This is a genomic window from Microbacterium sp. CR_7, from assembly GCF_041954755.1.
In the GTDB taxonomy this organism is placed as follows: domain Bacteria; phylum Actinomycetota; class Actinomycetes; order Actinomycetales; family Microbacteriaceae; genus Microbacterium.
The window spans coordinates 132222-149901 of record NZ_JAVAYF010000002.1; the positions used below are offsets into that span (position 1 = coordinate 132222).

Genomic DNA, 17680 nt, shown 5'->3' on the forward strand with positions numbered 1-17680 from the left:
GTACGCATAAGCCGTTAGTCATGAAAGAATTGTTCACGAGTTGGTTGGCGGAGAGACATGAGCATTCAGACGCGCATCGCGGGAGCGGCCGAGACGCTGCCCCCTTCCCTCGCGCGCATCGCGCGTGCCGTGAGCGACGATCCGGGCGTCGTCGTCGACAGCACCATCACCGAGCTGGCGGCGATCTGCGAGACCTCGGTCGCATCCGTCGTGAGATTCTGCCGCTCGGTGGGCGTCGACGGGTACGCGGCGCTGCGCATGGCACTGGCCGCCGAACTCGGCCGCGAGTCGGTGCAGTTCAGCGCCTCGACGGGCTTCGGCTCGGAGATCCCGCTCGACGATTCGCTGCGGGAGGCGACGGCGAAGGTCGCCGCGCTCGAGGTGCTGGCGATCGAGGAGACGGTCGCCGGACTCGACGACGAGCAGCTCGACGAGGCGGTGGCCGCGCTCGACGGCGCGCAACGGATCCTCCTCTTCGGCATTGGAGCCAGCGGACTCGTCGCAGCGGATTTCGGACAGAAGCTGCTCCGGATCGGGCGCGCGGCGGTCATCCTCACCGACGCGCACGTGGCGAGCGCCGCGGCCGCGCTCTCCGCCGACGACACGGTCGCGGTGGGGATCTCGCAGTCGGGCACGACGATCGAGACCCAGCGCTTCCTGGAGGCCGCGCGCGCCGCGGGCACCAGGACCATCGCGATCACGGGCGTGGCGGAGTCGGACGTCGCGGCGTCGGGCGACGTCGTGCTGCTCACGCACGCGAGGGAGCCACGCCTCCGCGCCGGGGCGATGGTCAGTCGGATCGCGCAGCTCGCCCTCGTCGACTGCCTGTTCGTGGGGGTCGCGCGTCGGCGTCGAGCGGATGCCGTCGAGGCGCTGCAGCGCACGGCCGAGGCCACGCAGGCGTTGCGCGCGGAGTGAGCCGCGGGACGGGGCGGGACGGCATCCCTTCGTGCGCGGGCGAATCTCGCGTCGGTGGGTCTCAGCCCTGTCACTGAGTGTCGTGCCGATGCGTGCCGACCGAGCCGGCCGTGCGGAGGAACACGATGATCCAGCTGAAGATGAGCACGGCGGCGATCAGCTCGACCGCGGTGAGGTTGTAGTAGCCGACCGCGAAGAAAGCGGCGAGCAGCACGATCACGAGCACGTAGGCCCAGCCGAAGGCCACGAACACCCGAGGGATGCTCCGAAGGAACCAGGGGAGCCCGACGACCACCACGGCGAAGACCACCGCCATCCCGGTCGCGACGGTGTTGTGCAGGAGGAAGAACTCGTCGACGGGGAAGATGCCGACGCAGGCGAGGAAGATCCCGAGGAGGATCAGTCCGGTGCGCACGATGAGGCGTCCTCGCCGGTCGATCGGGTCGTCGACGGGCAGGCCCGCTGTCGCATACCGGGCGATGGTCGTGACCATGACGCCCGCGATGATCAGCGTGACGTTGAAGGCGATCGAGGCGCTGTTCGTGCTCATCCCGAGCGCGGAGAGGTTGTCGCGCCACCAGTGCACGTCGCTGGAGGCGAGCATGCTGGCGAACGCTCCCACCACGAGGAACACGGCGAGGACGAGCGAGAGGACCATCGGAGTCAGAGCGACCGCGCTGAGAAAGGCCACATAGGCCGTGAGCCCGAAGGCGACGGCGACGAGCACCGCACCGGGGAAGGCGAAGACCGGCGCGTCGGTGAAGCTCCGCTCGAGCAGTTCGGCGATCCCCAGCCAGCCGAGATATGCGATGGCGGCGTGCGCGAACGCGATCGCCGCGAGGTCGTACCAGCGGAGCCGGTCGCCCGGCACGCTGAACCCGTCACGGGTGCCGTCGACGCTCGGCTCGTCGGGGCGGACCGCGAGGCGTCCGACGACGAAGGCGAGCGCCGCGGTGATCGCTCCCCCGTACGCCGCGAACACCCCGATCGATCCGGGACCGCTGATCGGAAGCTCCCGGCCCCAGAACATCGGGAAGGCGACGAGGAATCCGACGAGGAGCACGACCGCGCCGACGATGAGCGCGGTCGCCTCGAAGACGGCATCCGACGTCGCCGGCCCTCGCAGCTGACCAAGCACACCGCTGATCCCGTCGCGGATCCGGCCGAGGGCGCTCGTGTCGTTCCCGGCGTCCTCGGTGCTGTCTGGGCTCGTCCGGCCCGCGCCGTCTGCGTTGCCGCCCTCCGCGAATCGCATGCTGCCTCCTGCGCACATCCTAGGTCCGCGCGACGCAGCGTCGAAGGATGGATGTTCCGGGCGGCAGTAGCCTGGAAAGATGACCGAGATCGTCCCCGCCCGCGCCGTCCTGCTCGACATGGACGGCACCCTCGTCGACTCGACCGCGGTCGTGGAGAGGCTCTGGCTCGCGTGGGCGGAACCGCACGGCCTCGACCCGGCGACCGTACTGAGCGTCGTCCACGGGCGTCAGGGTCATCAGAGCATGGCCATCATGCTTCCCGAACGCGATCACGCGGTGAACCTGGTCGAGAACGAACGGATGCTGGCGACCGAGGCGAGCGACGTCGACGGCGTCGTCGAGATCCGCGGGGCGGGCGCTCTGCTGGAGGCGCTCGCCGACGTGCCGCACGCGATCGTGACCTCGGCCAACGTCCCTCTGATGAACGCCCGGATGGGAGAGGCGGGGCTCACGGTCCCGCAGCTCGTCGTGACGGCGGAGAGCGTCTCGGCCTCGAAGCCCGATCCCGAGGGGTTCCTGCTGGGCGCGAAGCTGTTGGGCGTCGACCCGGCGGACTGCGTGGTGTTCGAGGATTCCGGCGCCGGCATCCAGGCCGCGCACGCGGCGGGCATGCGGGTGATCGGGATCGGCGCGCACGCCGCGACCCACTCCCCCGAGTACCACGTCGCCGACCTCACGCAGGTCTCCGTGCGAGCGGGCGCCGACGGGGGTTTCGAACTCGTCGTGGAGTGAGGCTGCGGCTCTTTTGGGCCCGCAGTCCGCGCGCTGAATTCCCCGGCGGGGTTTCGAACTCGTCGTGGAGTGAGGCTGCGGCTCCTTGGGCCCGCAGTCCGCGCGCTGAATTCCGGGGTTCCGGAGTACTAGATCTGATCGTCCGATTTCAGCGCTGATCTGGGCCCCGAATGTCGGTGGTCGCTGATTCAGTGTGGGTATGACAGCACTGGCGGACGCGACGGTCGAGCAGGTGGCAGCCATGGACGCGCTCACCGGAACGCTCGTGGCTGTCGACCGCGCGATCAGCTCCCTGATGGCCTGCCGCGACGGGCTCCTCGCCTCCGGCGCACGGATCGCGCTCGAAACGGTTCAGGATGCCGAAGAGCGCGACGCCCGAGATGGCGACAGCCGCATCCACGATGTCGGCGAGATGGCCCAGCGCGCGGTGGCAGCGGAGTTCGCGGCCGCCCTGCGCCTCAGCGATCGCACCGTGCAGCGCCGCATGGCCGACGCCGAGCTGCTCGTTCTGCAGTTCCCCCTGCTGTGGCAGGCGCAGGGAGACGGTCGGGTGAGCGCCGCTCAGTCGAGGGTCATCATCGACGCAGGGTTGCACCTCGACGACGCCGATGACCGCGACGCCTACGCCGCGGAGATGCTCGAGTGGACGCAGACCGAGTCCCCGAACCGCCTGGCCCGCCGAGCTCGGCGCGTGGCCGACCGGATCCAGCGTCGCACCATCGATGAGCGTCACCAGAGCGCCCGCGAACAGCGCGCGGTCTGGGTGAAGGATCGAGCCGACGGCATGGCCGAACTTGGACTCCTCGGGCCGGCCGCGCTCGTTCACGGCGCCTACGACCGGATCACTGCGATGGCGAAGTCCGTCGCGCACGAGGAAGCGGAGGGAACGACCCTGGAAGAGGAGCGCGCGACCCGGGAGGCGGACGCCTCGACGCAGAAGGCGGACGCCTCGACGCAGAAGGCGGACGCCTCGACGCAGGCGGCGGACGCTCGAGGCGGAGGGCGCGGCGGCGAGGGTGACCTACCCTCGGCCGGCTCGATTCGTGATTCGTTCGGAGTTCCTCGTGAGGGCGGGCCCGAGGCCGATCCCGCCCCCAGGACCCTCGCTCAGATCCGATGCGACCTCACCCTCGACCTCGTTCTCACCGGGGCGCCGGCCGGTCACGGTTCCGCCGACGGGATGCTGGCAGCCATCGCCGGATCGGTGAGTGTCACGGTTCCCGTTCAGACGTTGATGGGGACGAGCACGGTGTCGGCGGAACTCGACGGACGCATTCCGATCGACGCCGCCACGGCGCGACGTCTCGCCGGCGACGCGGGCGGATGGGATCGGATCCTCACCCACCCCATCAGCGGACGGCTCCTCGCCGTCGACCGGTACCGTCCGTCGGCGGAGCTGAAGCGCCATCTCAGAGCGCGCGATCAACGATGTCGGTTCCCGGGATGCGGTCAGCTGCCTCGCGACTGCGACATCGACCACACGCAGGATCATGCGCTCGGCGGCTCCACCGACGTGGGCAACCTCGGCACCCTCTGCCGCCGCCACCACAGCCTCAAACATCACACGCCCTGGCACGTCGAGCACCTGGGCGACGGTGTGTACGCCTGGACCAGCCCCACCGGACGCACCTACGTCGACATGCCTCCCGAGCAGAACACGGACACGAACACCGACACGAACATCGACACGAACACGAACACGAACACGAACACCGACACGAACACCGCTGGCTCGGCGCCGCCTGCGACAGTGCCGCCGTTCTGACGCCTCGCGGCGACGCCACTCAGACCAGCGCGAAGTCCTCGAAGATCAGGGTCGTCCTCGTCGACCGGATCGACGGGATCGCCTGGATGTCCTCGAGCACGATCCGCCGCAGGTCACGGGCATCGTTGGCGCGCACGAGGAGGATCACGTCGAAGTCGCCGCCGACGAGCGCCATGTGCTCGATCTCGGGAATGGCGCGCAGCCGTGCGCTGACGTCCTGCCACGTCGCCTGCTCGATCGCCAGCGTCACGTAGGCGCTGGCGTGGTGCCCGAGCAGAACCGGATCGGTCCGCACGGTGTATCCGGTCACGACTCCGGCATCCGTCAGCCGCTTGATCCTCGCGTGCGCGCCGGCTCGCGAGATGTGCACCGCGTCGGCGATCGCCGTCATCGACACCCGCGCGTCACGGCGCAGCTCCTCGAGGATCGCGTGATCGACGTCGTCCAGCGTTGTCATGGCACCCCTTTGTCCCGTGCTGGAATTCTGACACTTCGATCGCTCAGACGACAACCATCGACCACTCATCCACGAATCACCTCCAACCCTTGGACGAGTGTCGATTGCGATGCATCCTGTCTTCATCGGGTTCGGCAAGGAGGGCGAACGGATGAATCACGCAGAACTGCTCCCGCGCGACGAGGCGGTGCAGCTGATCGACGCGACAGGCACGCTGGTCGCCGCCGACGATGACTACCGTCTGCCCGACAGCACAGCGCTCCTGACCGCCTATCGCGGACTGGTCGAGGGTCGCCGCATCAACGACCAGGCCAGCGCCCTCGTGCGTCAAGGGCGGCTCGCCGTGTACCCGTCGTCGCACGGGCAGGAGGCCTGCCAGGTCGGCGCCGCCCTCGCTCTGCGCGACACCGACTGGCTCTTCCCCACCTACCGCGACTCCGTCGCAGTGATCGCCCGAGGAGTCTCCCCCGCCGAAGCCATGGTCCTGCTCAAGGGCGACTGGCACTCCGGCTACGACGTCCGGGAACACCGCGTCGCCCCTCAAGCGACGCCGCTCGCGACTCAGCTGCTGCACGCGGTCGGCTTCGCGTACGCCGCGAAGCAGCGCGGCGAAGACACCGTCGTGCTCGCTCTCTGCGGCGACGGTGCGACCAGCGAGGGCGACTTCCACGAAGCTCTGAACTTCGCCGCCGTGTTCCACGTGCCGGTCGTCTTCTTCGTGCAGAACAACGAGTTCGCGATCTCCGTGCCCCTCAGCCGACAGACCGCCGCGCCATCGCTCGCGCACAAGGCGATCGGATACGGGATGCCCGGTCAGCGCGTCGACGGCAACGACGCCGCCGCCGTGCTCTCGGTGCTCGGCGAGGCCGTCGAACGCGCTCGGAGCGGCGGCGGCCCCACCCTCGTCGAAGCGCACACCTACCGGATGCAGGCGCACACCAACGCCGACGACGACACCCGCTACCGCGAGCGCGAGGAGGTGCAGGCCTGGGTCGCACGAGACCCGCTCACCCGCCTGCGCACCCACCTGACGACGAGCGGCGCGCTGACCGACGAGCTCGAGAAGGAGATCGCGATGGGAGCGGAGGAGATCGCCGCGGCCATGCGTGCCGCCCTCAACGCCGACGCCGACCTCGACCCCGAAGACCTCTTCCGCTTCGTCACCGCCGAACGCTCGCCCCAGCTGCAGGAGCAGTGGCACCAGCTGCGCGACGAGATAGAACGCGACGCGCTCGGAGGCGACCAGGAAACCCGCTCCGCAGGAGGCGTGCGATGACCATCACCCACGACCGCATCGACGTCGACCGAGCGACAACCCACCTCTCAGGAGGCGTGCGATGACCATCACCTACGACCGCATCGACGTCGACACCCCTGCATCGACCGTCCATACGCTCAGCATGGCGGCCGCCCTCAACCTCGCCCTCGCCGACGCCATCGCCGAAGATCCGGCCGTCGTCGTGTTCGGCGAAGACGTCGGCGCCCTCGGCGGAGTCTTCCGCATCACCGACGGACTCACCGCCCGCTTCGGCGAAGACCGCTGCTTCGACACCCCGCTCGCAGAATCGGGCATCGTCGGCACCGCGGTCGGCATGGCCATGAACGGCCTCCGTCCGGTCGTCGAACTCCAGTTCGACGCGTTCGCCCTGCCCGCCTTCGAGCAGATCGTCAGCCACGTCGCGAAACTCTCCAACCGCACGCGCGGCGGCGTCCGCATGCCGATGGTCATCCGCATCCCCTTCGGCGGAGGCATCGGCGGCGTCGAACACCACTGCGACTCCTCCGAGGCCTACTACGCTCACACGCCGGGCCTCACGGTCGTGAGCCCCGCCACACCGCAGGACGCCTACTCGCTGCTCCGCGCCGCGATCGCCTCACCCGACCCCGTCGTCTTCCTCGAACCGAAGAAGCTGTACTGGTCCAAGGGCGAGGTCGACACCGCCGCCACCGTCGACATCGGCTCCGCCCGCATCGCGCGCGACGGCACCGACGTCACGCTGATCGCCTACGGCGCATCCGTCCCGCTCGCCCTCGACGCCGCCGAAGCCGCGGCCGCGGAAGGACGCAGCGTCCAGGTCGTCGACGTGCGCTCGCTCACGCCCTTCGACGACGAGACCGTCACCGCCGCCGTGCGCTCGACGGGACGCGCCGTCGTGATCGCCGAGGCACCGGGCTTCGCGAGCGTCGCCTCCGAGATCCAGGCCCGCGTGTTCGAGCGCTGCTTCGAGTACCTCGAGGCCCCCGTGCGCCGGGTCTCCGGATTCGACACCCCGTTCGCACCGCCGAAGCTCGAGCACTGGTACCTGCCGGACGTCGACAGGATCCTGGATGCTGTCGACTCGCTGCACTGGGAGGACCGACCATGACCACCGACACCCAGAGCACAGCGACAACGACACCCGCCGGCACCAGGACCTTCCGTCTGCCAGACCTCGGAGAAGGACTCACCGAAGCCGGACTCGTGCAGTGGCTCGTCTCGGTCGGAGACACCATCGCCACCGACCAGCCGATCGCCGAGGTCGAGACGGCGAAGAGCATCGTCGAACTCCCCTCTCCCTACGCCGGAGTCGTGACCGCCCTGCACGGAGCAGCAGGCGACACCATCGACGTCGGCGCACCGGTGCTCGACGTCGCAGAAGAGGGCGCAGCCGAGCAGAGCGAGAAGAAGACGGATGCCGAGGGCGCTCGCCCCGCCCCATCCGTCGAGCACGAGGCGTACCGTGCTGAAGAGCGAGCGGGGTCGGGCAACGTCCTGATCGGCTATGGGACATCGGGACGCGCGATGTCGGGACGCCGACGTCGCCCGGCCACGGCGAGCGATCACCGACAGATCGCTCGCGTCGAGGCGGAGACTCCGTCCGAGCCGCCCGTCCGCAGGCCCATAGCCGTGCGCTCCCCTCTCGTGCGGCGCCTCGCGCGGGACCTCGGACTCGACGTGCACGAGATCGTCCCCACAGGTCCGGATGGCGCCATCACCCGCGCCGACGTCCTCGCCGCCGCGGTCGACAGCGCCGTGGACGGGATCGGGAAGAACCCGGATCGAGCGAGTCTCGACACCACCGGCACACCGGGCGACCGCGAGTACGAGACCGTCGACGGCCTCGCCATCCGCTCTCGGGAACGCCTGTCACCTCTGCGCAAGGCGGTGAGCGCGCGACTCTCGCGCAGCCGCTCCGAGATCCCCGAGGCGACCGTCTGGGTCGACGTCGACGCGACGGACCTCTGGAATCTCCGCCCCGACATGGCTCCGGCCGGCGGCACGGCGCCGTCGATCACCGCGATCCTCGCCCGCTTCGTGCTGCTGGCTCTCGCCGAGCACCCGATCCTGGCCTCGCGCCTCAGCGACGACGGATCGGAGCTCGTCTCGTTCGACGGCGTGAACCTCGGCATCGCGGTCGACACCGACCGCGGCCTCCTCGTACCGGTCGTCCCGCGGGCGCACGCCCTCAGCGTCGATGAGCTCGACTCCGCCCTGCGCGAATTGTCGACCACCGCCCGCGAGGGCCGCATGCCGCCGGAGCGGCTGCGTGGCTCGACCTTCACCCTCAACAACTACGGCGGCCTGGGCGTGGACGGCTCCGCGGCGATCATCAACCATCCCGAGGTCGCGATCCTCGGCATCGGCAGGATCATCGAGCGCCCCTGGGTCGTCGACGGTCAGATCGCGCCTCGACGCATCGCCCAGCTCTCGCTGGTCTTCGACCACCGCGTGTGCGACGGCGGCTACGCCGCGAGCTTCCTCCGCCGCGTCACGGAACTCATCGAGCATCCGCTGCGCGCCTTCGGCAGGGTGTGACCGCGCAGGGGTTTCGCATCGCATCAGGCGTCCGGAGAGGTCTCGATTTCGCTGTCGCCATGCGCTACGCTCGGCAATTACTGACCGAGCGATCAGTTAGGAATGCGCGTCGATGACCGCCGCGCACGCTCGACCAGTACCGAATCACCTCAGTCCCGAATCGCAGAACAACGGAGTTCGCCATGACGTCAGCAGTCTCGGAACCGACCTCGACCGGACGGATGCCCGCCGAAGAACGCCGCGTGCTCGCGAGCACGCTCGTGGGCACCTCGATCGAGTGGTACGACTTCTTCATCTACGCGCAGGCAGCCGGCCTCGTGCTCGCGCCGCTGTTCCTCGCCCCGATCGCCGAGAGCAGCCCCGGCCTCGCGCAGGTGCTCTCCTTCGCCACGATCGGCATCTCATTCCTCTTCCGCCCGCTGGGCGCGATCATCGCCGGCCACCTCGGCGACAAGCTCGGCCGCAAGAGGATGCTGGTCTTCACCCTCATCCTCATGGGGCTCTCGACCTCCCTGATCGGAGTCCTCCCGACCTACGCCGCGATCGGCGTCGCCGCGCCGATCCTCCTCATCATCCTGCGCATCCTGCAGGGCTTCTCCGCGGGCGGCGAGTGGGGCGGAGCCGCGCTCATGGCCGTCGAGCACGCGCCCCGCGGACGCCGCGGACTCTTCGGCGCCTTCCCACAGATCGGTGTCCCCGTCGGCATGATCCTCGCCACCGCGACACTGTGGGTGCTCACGACCTCGATGTCGCCCGAGGCCTTCCTCGAGTGGGGGTGGCGCATCCCGTTCCTGCTGTCGATCGTGCTGATCGGCGTCGGCTACCTCATCCGCCGCGCCGTCGACGAGAGCCCGATCTTCGAGGAGCTGCAGCGCCGCCGCAAGGAGGCGTCCGCACCCCTCGGCATCCTCTTCCGCAAGAACACGAAGCAGGTCGTGCTCACCGCGCTCATCTTCATCGCGAACAACGCCGCCGGCTACCTCCTGATCGCCTTCTTCGCGACGTACGCGGTCACCGCCCTGGGCATGGAACGCCCTCCCGTGCTGCTCGCCACGACCCTCGCCTCGTTCGGCTGGCTGATCTTCACCCTGTGGGGCGGACACCTGTCCGACCGCCTCGGACGCGTGCGCACCTTCCAGATCGGCTACGTCGCGCTCGCGGTCTGGGCGATCCCGATGTGGTTCCTCATCGACACCGGCAACATCGTCTGGTACTTCGTCGCGCTGTTCGTCATGACCTTCGCGCTCGGACTCTCCTACGGCCCGCAGGCCGCGCTCTACGCGGAGATGTTCCCCGCGAACGTGCGCTACTCGGGCGTCTCGATCGGGTACGCGCTCGGCGCCATCCTCGGCGGAGCCTTCGCCCCGATGATCGCCGAAGCGCTGCTGAACACGTTCCAGGCGGCATGGACCATCGGCCTCTACATCGCCATCGCGTCGGTGATCTCGCTCATCGCCGTCTCGCTCGTGAAGGAGACGAAGGGCGTCGACCTGCTCGGCTGAAGCAAGGTCGCCTCGATGAGACGGGCCGACCTGTGCCATAATTACCATACGATCGGTCAGTAATTCGGGCCGGTTCGCACGAGCCTAGACGACGCAGTCAGGAGATCCGCATGACCGAGGCCTATCTGGTCGGTGGAGCCCGTACCCCGGTGGGTCGCTACGGCGGCACCCTCGCCTCGGTACGCCCCGACGATCTGGCCGCGATCGTCGTCGGCGAGGCCGTGCGTCGCGCGGGCATCGACCCGGCCGAGGTCGACATCGACGAGGTCATCCTCGGCGCCGCGAACCAGGCGGGCGAGGACAACCGCAACGTCGCCCGTATGGCCGTGCTGCTGGCCGGGCTTCCCGACTCGGTGCCCGGCATCACCGTGAACCGCCTGTGCGCCTCTGGCATGTCGGCAGTGACCATGGCCGCCCAGGCCATCCGCGCCGGCGACGCCGACCTCATCGTCGCCGGCGGCGTGGAGTCGATGACTCGCGCACCCTGGGTCCAGGCCAAACCCGAGAAGGCGTGGGGCAAGCCGGGAGCCGCCTACGACACCTCGATCGGATGGCGGTTCCCGAACCCCCGTCTCGCCGCGCGCGACAAGGCGACGTTCACGATGCCCGAGACGGCCGAGGAGGTCGCACGCCTCGACGGCATCGGACGGGAGGAGGCGGATGCGTTCGCTGTGCGCTCCCAGCAGCGCGCCGCGGCCGCGATCGCCGCCGGCCGGTTCGAGGACGAGATCGTCGGCGTTCCCATTGGCGACGATCTCGTCGTGGTCGACGAGGGACCACGACCCGACACCACCCTCGAGGTCCTCGCCCGGTTGCGGCCGGTCGTGGCCGGCGGACAGGTCGTCACGGCCGGAAACTCGAGCGCGCTCAACGACGGCGCATCGGCGCTCGTCGTCGCCAGCGGCGACGCCGTCGAACGCTACGGCCTGGTCCCGCGCGCTCGCATCGTCGTCGGCACGAGCGCGGCGCTCGCGCCCGAGATCATGGGACTCGGCCCCGTACCGGCGACCGAGAAGGCGCTGCGGCGCTCCGGACTCCGGATCGACGACATCGGATCCGTCGAACTCAACGAGGCGTTCGCGACACAGTCACTGGCCTGCATCCGCCGCCTGGGGCTGGACGACGCCATCGTGAACGCCGACGGCGGCGCGATCGCGCTCGGACACCCGCTGGGATCATCGGGCTCGCGGCTGCTCGTCACCCTGCTCGGTCGCATGGAGCGCGAGGGATCGCGCTACGGCCTCGCCACGATGTGCGTGGGCGTCGGGCAGGGCGCGGCCATGATCCTGGAGAAGGTCTGATGACGCCCACCGCCGACGGCGACTCTCCTCTGCTCGTCGAACGCTCCGACGACCGGGTCCTCGCCACGCTCAACCGCCCCGACAAACGCAACGCCATCGACCAGGCGACGATCGATGCCCTGCACGAGCTCTGCGCGGAACTGGAGGCGGAGCCGCGCACGCTCATCCTGACCGGCGCCGCGGGCGTCTTCGCCGCGGGAGCCGACATCGCGGAACTCCGCGAACGACGGGCCGCCGATGCGTTGCGCGGCATCAACGCACACGCCTTCATCCGCGTCGCCGAACTGCCCATGCCGGTGATCGCGGCGATCGATGGCTACGCCCTCGGCGGCGGCGCCGAGCTGGCCTACGCCGCGGACATCCGCATCGGCACGCCCTCGCTCGCGATGGGGAACCCTGAGACCGGACTCGGGATCCTCGCAGCAGCGGGCGCGAGCTGGCGACTCAAGGAGATCGTCGGCGATGCCCAGGCGATCGAGCTCCTGCTCACCGGCCGCACCGTGACGGCCGAGGAGGCGCTGCGGATCGGACTCGTGTCAGCGCTGCACGACAGCCATGACCTGCTGACGGCGGCCCACGCGATCGCCGACCGCATCGCCCGCAACGATCGCGCAGCGACGATCGCGACCAAGCGCGTGTTCCGCGCGCCGCGTGACCGGCATCCGTCCGTCGATCTCGAGGCGCAGGCGGAGCTGTTCGAGAGCCCCGAGAAGTTCCGGCGCATGACCGAGTTCCTCGAACGGCGGGGCCGGTCGAAGACAGGAGAACGGGTATGACGGCAGCAGGTAACGCACATGCACCCGCACACGTCGGAGTCCTCGGCGGCGGACGCATGGGCGCAGGCATCACACACGCGCCCGCACACGTCGGAGTCCTCGGCGGCGGACGCATGGGCGCAGGTATCGCGCATGCGTTTCTTCTCGCCGGCTCGCACGTGACCGTCGTCGAACGCGACGAGGAGGCCGCGCGCGCGGCATCCGATCGCGTCGTGAACTCACTCGAGGCGTCGATCACGCGCGGCTCCGCGGGCGAGACCTCCGAGGCGTATCGTGCACGGCTCTCGTCCACGGCCGACATCACCGGATTCGCCTCGTGCGAGCTCGTCGTCGAGGCCGTGCCCGAGGACATCTCGCTCAAGGTCGACGCCCTCACCCGGGTCGAAACGCAGATCGGCCCGGACGCCGCCATCGCCTCGAACACGTCCTCGATCTCGATCGACGAGCTGGCCGCAACGCTCGACCGCCCCGCGCGCTTCCTCGGGATGCACTTCTTCAACCCCGTGCCCGCCTCGACCCTCGTCGAGATCGTGCGGGGCGCGGCCACCGCTCCCCCGCTCGTCGATCAGGCCCGCGAATGGGTCCAGTCCATCGGCAAGACGCCCATCGTCGTCGCAGACGCCCCCGGCTTCGCCTCGTCTCGCCTCGGCGTCGCGCTGGGACTCGAGGCGATCCGCATGGTCGAAGAGGGCGTCGCCTCCCCCGACGACATCGACGCCGCCATGACCCTCGGCTACAAGCATCCCGTCGGGCCGCTGCGCCTCACCGACATCGTCGGACTCGACGTGCGCCTCGGCATCGCCGAATACCTCGCCGCCCACCTCGGCGAGCGCTTCGAACCGCCCGCACTGCTGCGCCGTCTCGTCGCCGAAGGACACCTCGGCCGCAAGACCGGCCGGGGCTTCTACGAGTGGGATGCCTGATGGAGGAGAGCAACAGATGGAAGGACGAGAGATGACCGACATCCTGCCCAGCTACGTGCAGGGCGCGTGGTGGACCCCCACCGACGCGACCGACGCCGCCGAAGTGCGCGACGCGTCGACCGGCGAGGTCGTCGCCCGCGTCTCGACAGACGGACTCGACCTCGGCGCCGCCCTCGCCTACGCCCGGAGCACCGGTCAGGAATCCCTCGGCGAACTCACCTTCCACCAGCGCGCCGTGCGGCTCAAGCAGCTCGCCCTCGCACTCACCGAGCGCAAGTCCGAGCTGTACGAGATCTCCAGCCGCACCGGCGCGACCTCGCAGGACTCCTGGGTGGACATCGACGGCGGCATCGGCGTGCTCTTCGCCTACTCGAGCAAAGGCCGCCGCGAGCTGCCGAACGCGAAGGTGTACGTCGACGGACCTGTCGAGAATCTCTCCCGCGACGGGTCGTTCATCGGCCGCCACATCTACACGCGCCTGCGTGGAGCGGCCGTGCAGATCAACGCCTTCAACTTCCCCGTCTGGGGCTCGCTCGAGAAGTTCGCCCCCGCGTTCCTCGCCGGAGTACCCACGATCGTGAAGCCCGCGACGCCGACCGGGTACCTCACCGAGGCCATGGTGCGGATCATGGTCGAGTCGGGGCTGCTCCCCGAGGGCTCGCTGCAGCTCGTCTCCGGCAGCGTCCCGACCCTGTTCGACGAGCTGCGGCTCGGCGATCTCGTCGCCTTCACCGGTTCCGCGTCCACCGCCGAGCGCCTCCGCGCGCACGACGCCGTGCAGACCGGCGGCGTGCGGTTCACCAGCGAGACCGACTCGATCAACGCCTCGGTCCTCGGAACGGATGCCGTCAGCGGCACCCCCGAGTTCGACGCCTACGTGCGCCAGCTCGTCACCGAGATGACGAGCAAGGCTGGCCAGAAGTGCACCGCGATCCGCCGGGCGATCGTCCCGTCGGCCCTCGTCGACGACGTGATCGGGGCAGTCCGGACGCGTCTGTCGGAGCGGGTGGTTGTCGGTGATCCTCGCGCCGAGGGCGTCACCATGGGGCCGCTCGCCTCGACGGAGCAGCGCGACGAGGTGCTGCGCCAGGTGGAGCGCCTGCGCGCCGGCGGCGGCGAACTCGTCGTGGGATCCACCGAAGCGCCGACCGTGCGCCTCGCTGACGGCAGCGAGGGAACGGCTCGCGACGGAGCATTCGTCGCGCCGATGCTCCTGCGCTTCTCGGATGCCGAGAGCGCGGCCGTGAACGAGATCGAGGCGTTCGGACCGGTGTCGAGCATCATCGGGTACGACTCGCTCGACGAGGCCAGCGCCCTGGTCGCGCGTGGAGGCGGCTCGCTCGTCACCAGCGTCGCCACGCACGACCCGGAGGTGGCCGTCGCGCTGGCATCGGGCATCGCCGCGTACAACGGCCGAGTCCTGTTCCTCGACCGCGACGACGCCCGCAGCTCGACCGGTCACGGATCCCCGCTGCCCAACCTCGTGCACGGCGGCCCGGGGCGCGCGGGCGGTGGCGAGGAACTGGGCGGCATCCGTGCGGTGCTGCACCACATGCAGCGCACGGCAGTGCAGGGGTCGCCGGCGATGATGACCGCGCTCACCGGGGTCTGGCATCAGGGCGCGGCAGCGCGTCCGTACCAGGACAGCGACGGCGTGCATCCGTTCCGCAAGTCGCTCGCCGAACTGCACATCGGCGACCAGGTCGCCAGCGGCTCGCGCACCGTGACGCTCGACGACATCGAGACGTTCGCGGCGTTCACCGGCGACACCTTCTACGCGCACATGGACGAGGCTTCCGCCGCTGCCAACCCCTTCTTCCCCGGACGCGTGGCGCACGGATACCTGCTGGTGTCGTGGGCCGCCGGACTCTTCGTCGACCCCGCGCCCGGCCCCGTGCTGGCGAACTCCGGCCTCGAGAACCTGCGGTTCGTGACGCCCGTGTCGCCGGGCGACGAGATCCGCGTCGAGCTCACCGCCAAGCAGATCACCCCTCGCGAGACCGATGAGTACGGCGAGGTTCGATGGGACGCCGTGCTCAAGAACCAGGACGATGAGATCGTCGCGACATACGACGTGCTGACGCTGGTGGCGAAGGAGCGCGAGGCGGCGTAGCGGGAGCTGGCGCTGGCGCGGGCGCCGGGTCAGCGCTTGCCGGCGCTGTCGACGGTCAGCGCTTGGCAGCGTTGGTTCCCGGTCCGCGCTTGAGGGCGCTGGGTTCCGGTCAGCGCTTGCGCAGCCCGTCGAGCGCGATCGCGACGACGTCGTCGGCCAGGCGGTCGGCGCCCTCCCGCCCGCCGGGGCGGTACCACTCCACGATCGAGTTGATCATGCCGAACGTCAGGCGCGCGGCCACGCTGGCATCGATGTCGTCGCGCAGAGCCCCCTCATCCTGTGCGGCCGACACGAGCGCCGTGATGCGGCGGTCGAAGGTGCGCCGACGCGAGAGCGCCGTGCGCTCGACCTCGGTGTTGCCCCGCACCCGCAGGAGGAGGGTCACAGCGGGCAGCTGATCGACGAGCACGTGCACGGCGCCTCGGAGCACGCGCTCCAGCCGCTCGGCGGCTCCCCCACCGGCATCCCTAGGCTGATCCTCCACGACCGCCTCCAGGCTGCTCAGCGCGGAGTCGAGCGCCCGATCGAGGATCTCGTCCTTCGAGCCGAAGTGGTGGTAGATCGCGGACTTCGACAGGCCCAGGCGTTCGGCGAGCATGCCGATAGAGGTCGCGTCGTACCCGTACTCGTTGAACGCCGCAACCGCGACCGCGAGGATCCCCTGCTGGTCGTAACCCGGGCGACCTCGTCGCGCACTCTGCATCTCAGACATCAGAACACAGTGTGGCAGGTGGAAAGGGCGACAGGTGGAAAGGGCGGCAGGCGGGAGATCACCGGAGGTCGTAGACGCGCTTGTACTTGCCCTCGCTCCGCGGTAGCACTCCCGGCTCCTCGAGTCGCACGTGGACCGTCGACCCGATGAACACCTTGATGCGCTGGGCGAGCACCTCCGCCGCGCTCTGGCAGACCTCGACCGACAGATCAGGATGCCGCTCGATGCGCACCGTGAGAGCATCCATCCGCCCGTCCTTGCTGAGTTCGAGGATGAAGTGCGGCGTGAGCTGCTCGATGCCGAGCACCAGCTCCTCGATCTGGGTCGGGAAGAGGTTGACGCCACGCACGATGATCATGTCGTCGTTGCGCCCGGTGACCTTCTCCATGCGCCGCATGCCGGGGCGCGCGGTGCCGGGAAGGAGCCGCGTGAGGTCGCGCGTGCGGTAGCGGATGACCGGGAACGCCTCCTTGGTGAGCGACGTGAACACGAGCTCGCCGAGCTCGCCGTCGGGCAGCGCGGCGCCCGTCGCGGCGTCGATGACCTCGGGCAGGAAGTGGTCCTCCCACAGGTGCGGGCCGTCCTTACCGTCGAGGCATTCGCTCCCCACGCCCGGACCCATGACCTCGCTTAGACCGTAGATGTCGAGCGCGTCGATGTCGAGCCGCTGCTCGAGCTCGCGTCGCATCTCGTTCGTCCACGGCTCCGCGCCCAGCACCGCCACCTTCAGCGAGGTCGAGCGCGGATCGATTCCCTGAGCCACCATCGCGTCGGCGATCGTCAACAGATAGCTCGGCGTGCAGAGGATCGCATCGGGCTCGAAGTCCCGGATCAGCTGAACCTGCCGCGCCGTCTGACCACCCGAGACGGGGATGACCGTGGCACCGAGTGCCTCGATACCCGCGTGAGCGCCGAGCCCGCCGGTGAACAGTCCGTAGCCGTAGGCGTTGTGCACCTTCATACCGGGGCGGATGCCCGCTGCGCGCAGGGATCGCGCCACCAGGGTGCCCCAGCGCTCGAGGTCGCCCTTCGTGTAACCGACGACCGTCGGGCGCCCCGTCGTCCCGCTGGACGCGTGGATGCGGGCGACCCCGGTCATCGGCACCGCGAACATCCCGAACGGGTAGGTCTCGCGCAGATCGGCCTTCGTCGTGAACGGCAGCCGCTCGACGTCGGCGAGCGTGCGGATGTCGTCGGGATGCACACCGGCCTCGTCGAACTTGCGGGTGTAGAGCGGCACGTTCGCGTACGCGTGGCGGACGGTCTGCTGCAGCCGCACGAGCTGGAGGGCTTCGATCTCCTCGCGACTCATCCGCTCTTCGGGATCGAGGCAGTCGGGAGTAGGCGGCTGAACGCGCGAGGCGCGTACATGTGCGGAGGCGGTGGAGGGTTCGGTCGTCGTCGACATGAGTGCTCCGGAGGGAATCGG

The 17680-nt window shown here is 69.6% G+C and carries 15 protein-coding genes; 11 read left to right on the plus strand and 4 right to left on the minus strand.

Translation table 11 applies throughout. The features are described from left to right. Positions 1–57: 57 nt before the first annotated feature. A complete protein-coding gene (locus RAC81_RS03895; RefSeq protein WP_375081105.1) occupies positions 58–918 on the plus strand; it encodes a MurR/RpiR family transcriptional regulator in 861 nt (286 codons plus the stop codon). A 70-nt stretch (positions 919–988) separates the two neighbouring features. On the opposite strand, the gene RAC81_RS03900 is transcribed toward RAC81_RS03895, so the two are convergent. Continuing rightward, complete coding sequence (locus tag RAC81_RS03900) at positions 989–2173, minus strand: DUF998 domain-containing protein (RefSeq protein WP_375081106.1); 1185 nt, start codon at positions 2171–2173, stop codon at positions 989–991. Positions 2174–2252: 79 nt separating this feature from the next. On the opposite strand from RAC81_RS03900, the gene RAC81_RS03905 reads away from it, so the two are divergent. Together RAC81_RS03905 and RAC81_RS03910 are read left to right on the plus strand one after the other, a co-directional pair. Continuing rightward, a complete protein-coding gene (locus RAC81_RS03905; RefSeq protein ID WP_375081107.1) occupies positions 2253–2906 on the plus strand; it encodes an HAD-IA family hydrolase in 654 nt (217 codons plus the stop codon). Positions 2907–3105: 199 nt separating this feature from the next. Further along, positions 3106–4671, plus strand: a complete 1566-nt coding sequence (locus tag RAC81_RS03910; protein ID WP_375081108.1) for a DUF222 domain-containing protein — start codon at positions 3106–3108, stop codon at positions 4669–4671. Positions 4672–4690: 19 nt separating this feature from the next. On the opposite strand, the gene RAC81_RS03915 is transcribed toward RAC81_RS03910, so the two are convergent. Further along, entirely contained in the window at positions 4691–5128 is a 438-nt protein-coding gene (locus RAC81_RS03915; protein WP_375081109.1) for an Lrp/AsnC family transcriptional regulator, read from the minus strand. 151 nt (positions 5129–5279) lie between these two features. Between RAC81_RS03915 and pdhA the strand changes: the two genes are divergently transcribed. The 8 genes from pdhA to paaZ all read left to right on the plus strand — a co-directional run bounded on the left by pdhA (position 5280) and on the right by paaZ (position 15539). Next, positions 5280–6404, plus strand: a complete 1125-nt coding sequence (gene pdhA, locus RAC81_RS03920) for a pyruvate dehydrogenase (acetyl-transferring) E1 component subunit alpha (protein ID WP_375081110.1) — start codon at positions 5280–5282, stop codon at positions 6402–6404. 61 nt (positions 6405–6465) lie between these two features. Further along, positions 6466–7494, plus strand: coding sequence for an alpha-ketoacid dehydrogenase subunit beta (locus tag RAC81_RS03925; protein WP_375081111.1), 1029 nt, complete (start codon positions 6466–6468; stop codon positions 7492–7494). Then, positions 7491–8924: a dihydrolipoamide acetyltransferase family protein gene (locus RAC81_RS03930; RefSeq protein WP_375081112.1), complete on the plus strand. Its 1434-nt coding sequence runs from the start codon at positions 7491–7493 to the stop codon at positions 8922–8924. The genes RAC81_RS03925 and RAC81_RS03930 overlap by 4 nt, the downstream gene beginning before the upstream one ends. Before the next feature lie 182 nt (positions 8925–9106). After that, on the plus strand, positions 9107–10426 hold the full coding sequence (locus RAC81_RS03935) for an MFS transporter (protein WP_375081113.1): 1320 nt from the start codon (positions 9107–9109) through the stop codon (positions 10424–10426). Positions 10427–10536: 110 nt separating this feature from the next. Continuing rightward, the gene (locus RAC81_RS03940; protein WP_375081114.1) at positions 10537–11727 is read left to right on the plus strand and encodes a thiolase family protein; all 1191 of its coding nucleotides are present in this window, start codon (positions 10537–10539) and stop codon (positions 11725–11727) included. After that, positions 11727–12503 (plus strand): enoyl-CoA hydratase/isomerase family protein, encoded by a 777-nt coding sequence (locus tag RAC81_RS03945; RefSeq protein WP_375081115.1) that lies wholly within the window; start codon positions 11727–11729, stop codon positions 12501–12503. The genes RAC81_RS03940 and RAC81_RS03945 overlap by 1 nt, the downstream gene beginning before the upstream one ends. A gap of 56 nt (positions 12504–12559) precedes the next feature. Continuing rightward, the gene (locus RAC81_RS03950; protein WP_375081504.1) at positions 12560–13426 is read left to right on the plus strand and encodes a 3-hydroxyacyl-CoA dehydrogenase family protein; all 867 of its coding nucleotides are present in this window, start codon (positions 12560–12562) and stop codon (positions 13424–13426) included. A gap of 31 nt (positions 13427–13457) precedes the next feature. Beyond that, positions 13458–15539: a phenylacetic acid degradation bifunctional protein PaaZ gene (gene paaZ, locus RAC81_RS03955; RefSeq protein ID WP_375081116.1), complete on the plus strand. Its 2082-nt coding sequence runs from the start codon at positions 13458–13460 to the stop codon at positions 15537–15539. Between the two features lie 109 nt (positions 15540–15648). Here paaZ and RAC81_RS03960 read toward each other — a convergent pair whose 3' ends face one another. Continuing rightward, complete coding sequence (locus RAC81_RS03960; RefSeq protein ID WP_375081117.1) at positions 15649–16251, minus strand: TetR/AcrR family transcriptional regulator; 603 nt, start codon at positions 16249–16251, stop codon at positions 15649–15651. A gap of 58 nt (positions 16252–16309) precedes the next feature. Beyond that, a complete protein-coding gene (gene paaK, locus RAC81_RS03965) occupies positions 16310–17563 on the minus strand; it encodes a phenylacetate--CoA ligase PaaK (RefSeq protein ID WP_375081118.1) in 1254 nt (417 codons plus the stop codon). Positions 17564–17680 lie beyond the last annotated feature (117 nt).

What these genes read in the sequence shown, in the direction of transcription:
- RAC81_RS03950 (WP_375081504.1), top strand. Translation starts at nt 12,560, where the DNA reads ATGGGCGCAGGCATCACACACGCGCCCGCACACGTCGGAGTCCTCGGC.
- RAC81_RS03900 (WP_375081106.1), bottom strand. Translation starts at nt 2,173, where the DNA reads ATGCGATTCGCGGAGGGCGGCAACGCAGACGGCGCGGGCCGGACGAGC.
- RAC81_RS03905 (WP_375081107.1), top strand. Translation starts at nt 2,253, where the DNA reads ATGACCGAGATCGTCCCCGCCCGCGCCGTCCTGCTCGACATGGACGGC.
- RAC81_RS03935 (WP_375081113.1), top strand. Translation starts at nt 9,107, where the DNA reads ATGACGTCAGCAGTCTCGGAACCGACCTCGACCGGACGGATGCCCGCC.
- RAC81_RS03925 (WP_375081111.1), top strand. Translation starts at nt 6,466, where the DNA reads ATGACCATCACCTACGACCGCATCGACGTCGACACCCCTGCATCGACC.
- RAC81_RS03960 (WP_375081117.1), bottom strand. Translation starts at nt 16,251, where the DNA reads ATGTCTGAGATGCAGAGTGCGCGACGAGGTCGCCCGGGTTACGACCAG.
- paaZ (WP_375081116.1), top strand. Translation starts at nt 13,458, where the DNA reads ATGACCGACATCCTGCCCAGCTACGTGCAGGGCGCGTGGTGGACCCCC.
- RAC81_RS03910 (WP_375081108.1), top strand. Translation starts at nt 3,106, where the DNA reads ATGACAGCACTGGCGGACGCGACGGTCGAGCAGGTGGCAGCCATGGAC.
- RAC81_RS03915 (WP_375081109.1), bottom strand. Translation starts at nt 5,128, where the DNA reads ATGACAACGCTGGACGACGTCGATCACGCGATCCTCGAGGAGCTGCGC.
- paaK (WP_375081118.1), bottom strand. Translation starts at nt 17,563, where the DNA reads ATGAGTCGCGAGGAGATCGAAGCCCTCCAGCTCGTGCGGCTGCAGCAG.
- RAC81_RS03895 (WP_375081105.1), top strand. Translation starts at nt 58, where the DNA reads ATGAGCATTCAGACGCGCATCGCGGGAGCGGCCGAGACGCTGCCCCCT.
- RAC81_RS03930 (WP_375081112.1), top strand. Translation starts at nt 7,491, where the DNA reads ATGACCACCGACACCCAGAGCACAGCGACAACGACACCCGCCGGCACC.
- RAC81_RS03940 (WP_375081114.1), top strand. Translation starts at nt 10,537, where the DNA reads ATGACCGAGGCCTATCTGGTCGGTGGAGCCCGTACCCCGGTGGGTCGC.
- pdhA (WP_375081110.1), top strand. Translation starts at nt 5,280, where the DNA reads ATGAATCACGCAGAACTGCTCCCGCGCGACGAGGCGGTGCAGCTGATC.
- RAC81_RS03945 (WP_375081115.1), top strand. Translation starts at nt 11,727, where the DNA reads ATGACGCCCACCGCCGACGGCGACTCTCCTCTGCTCGTCGAACGCTCC.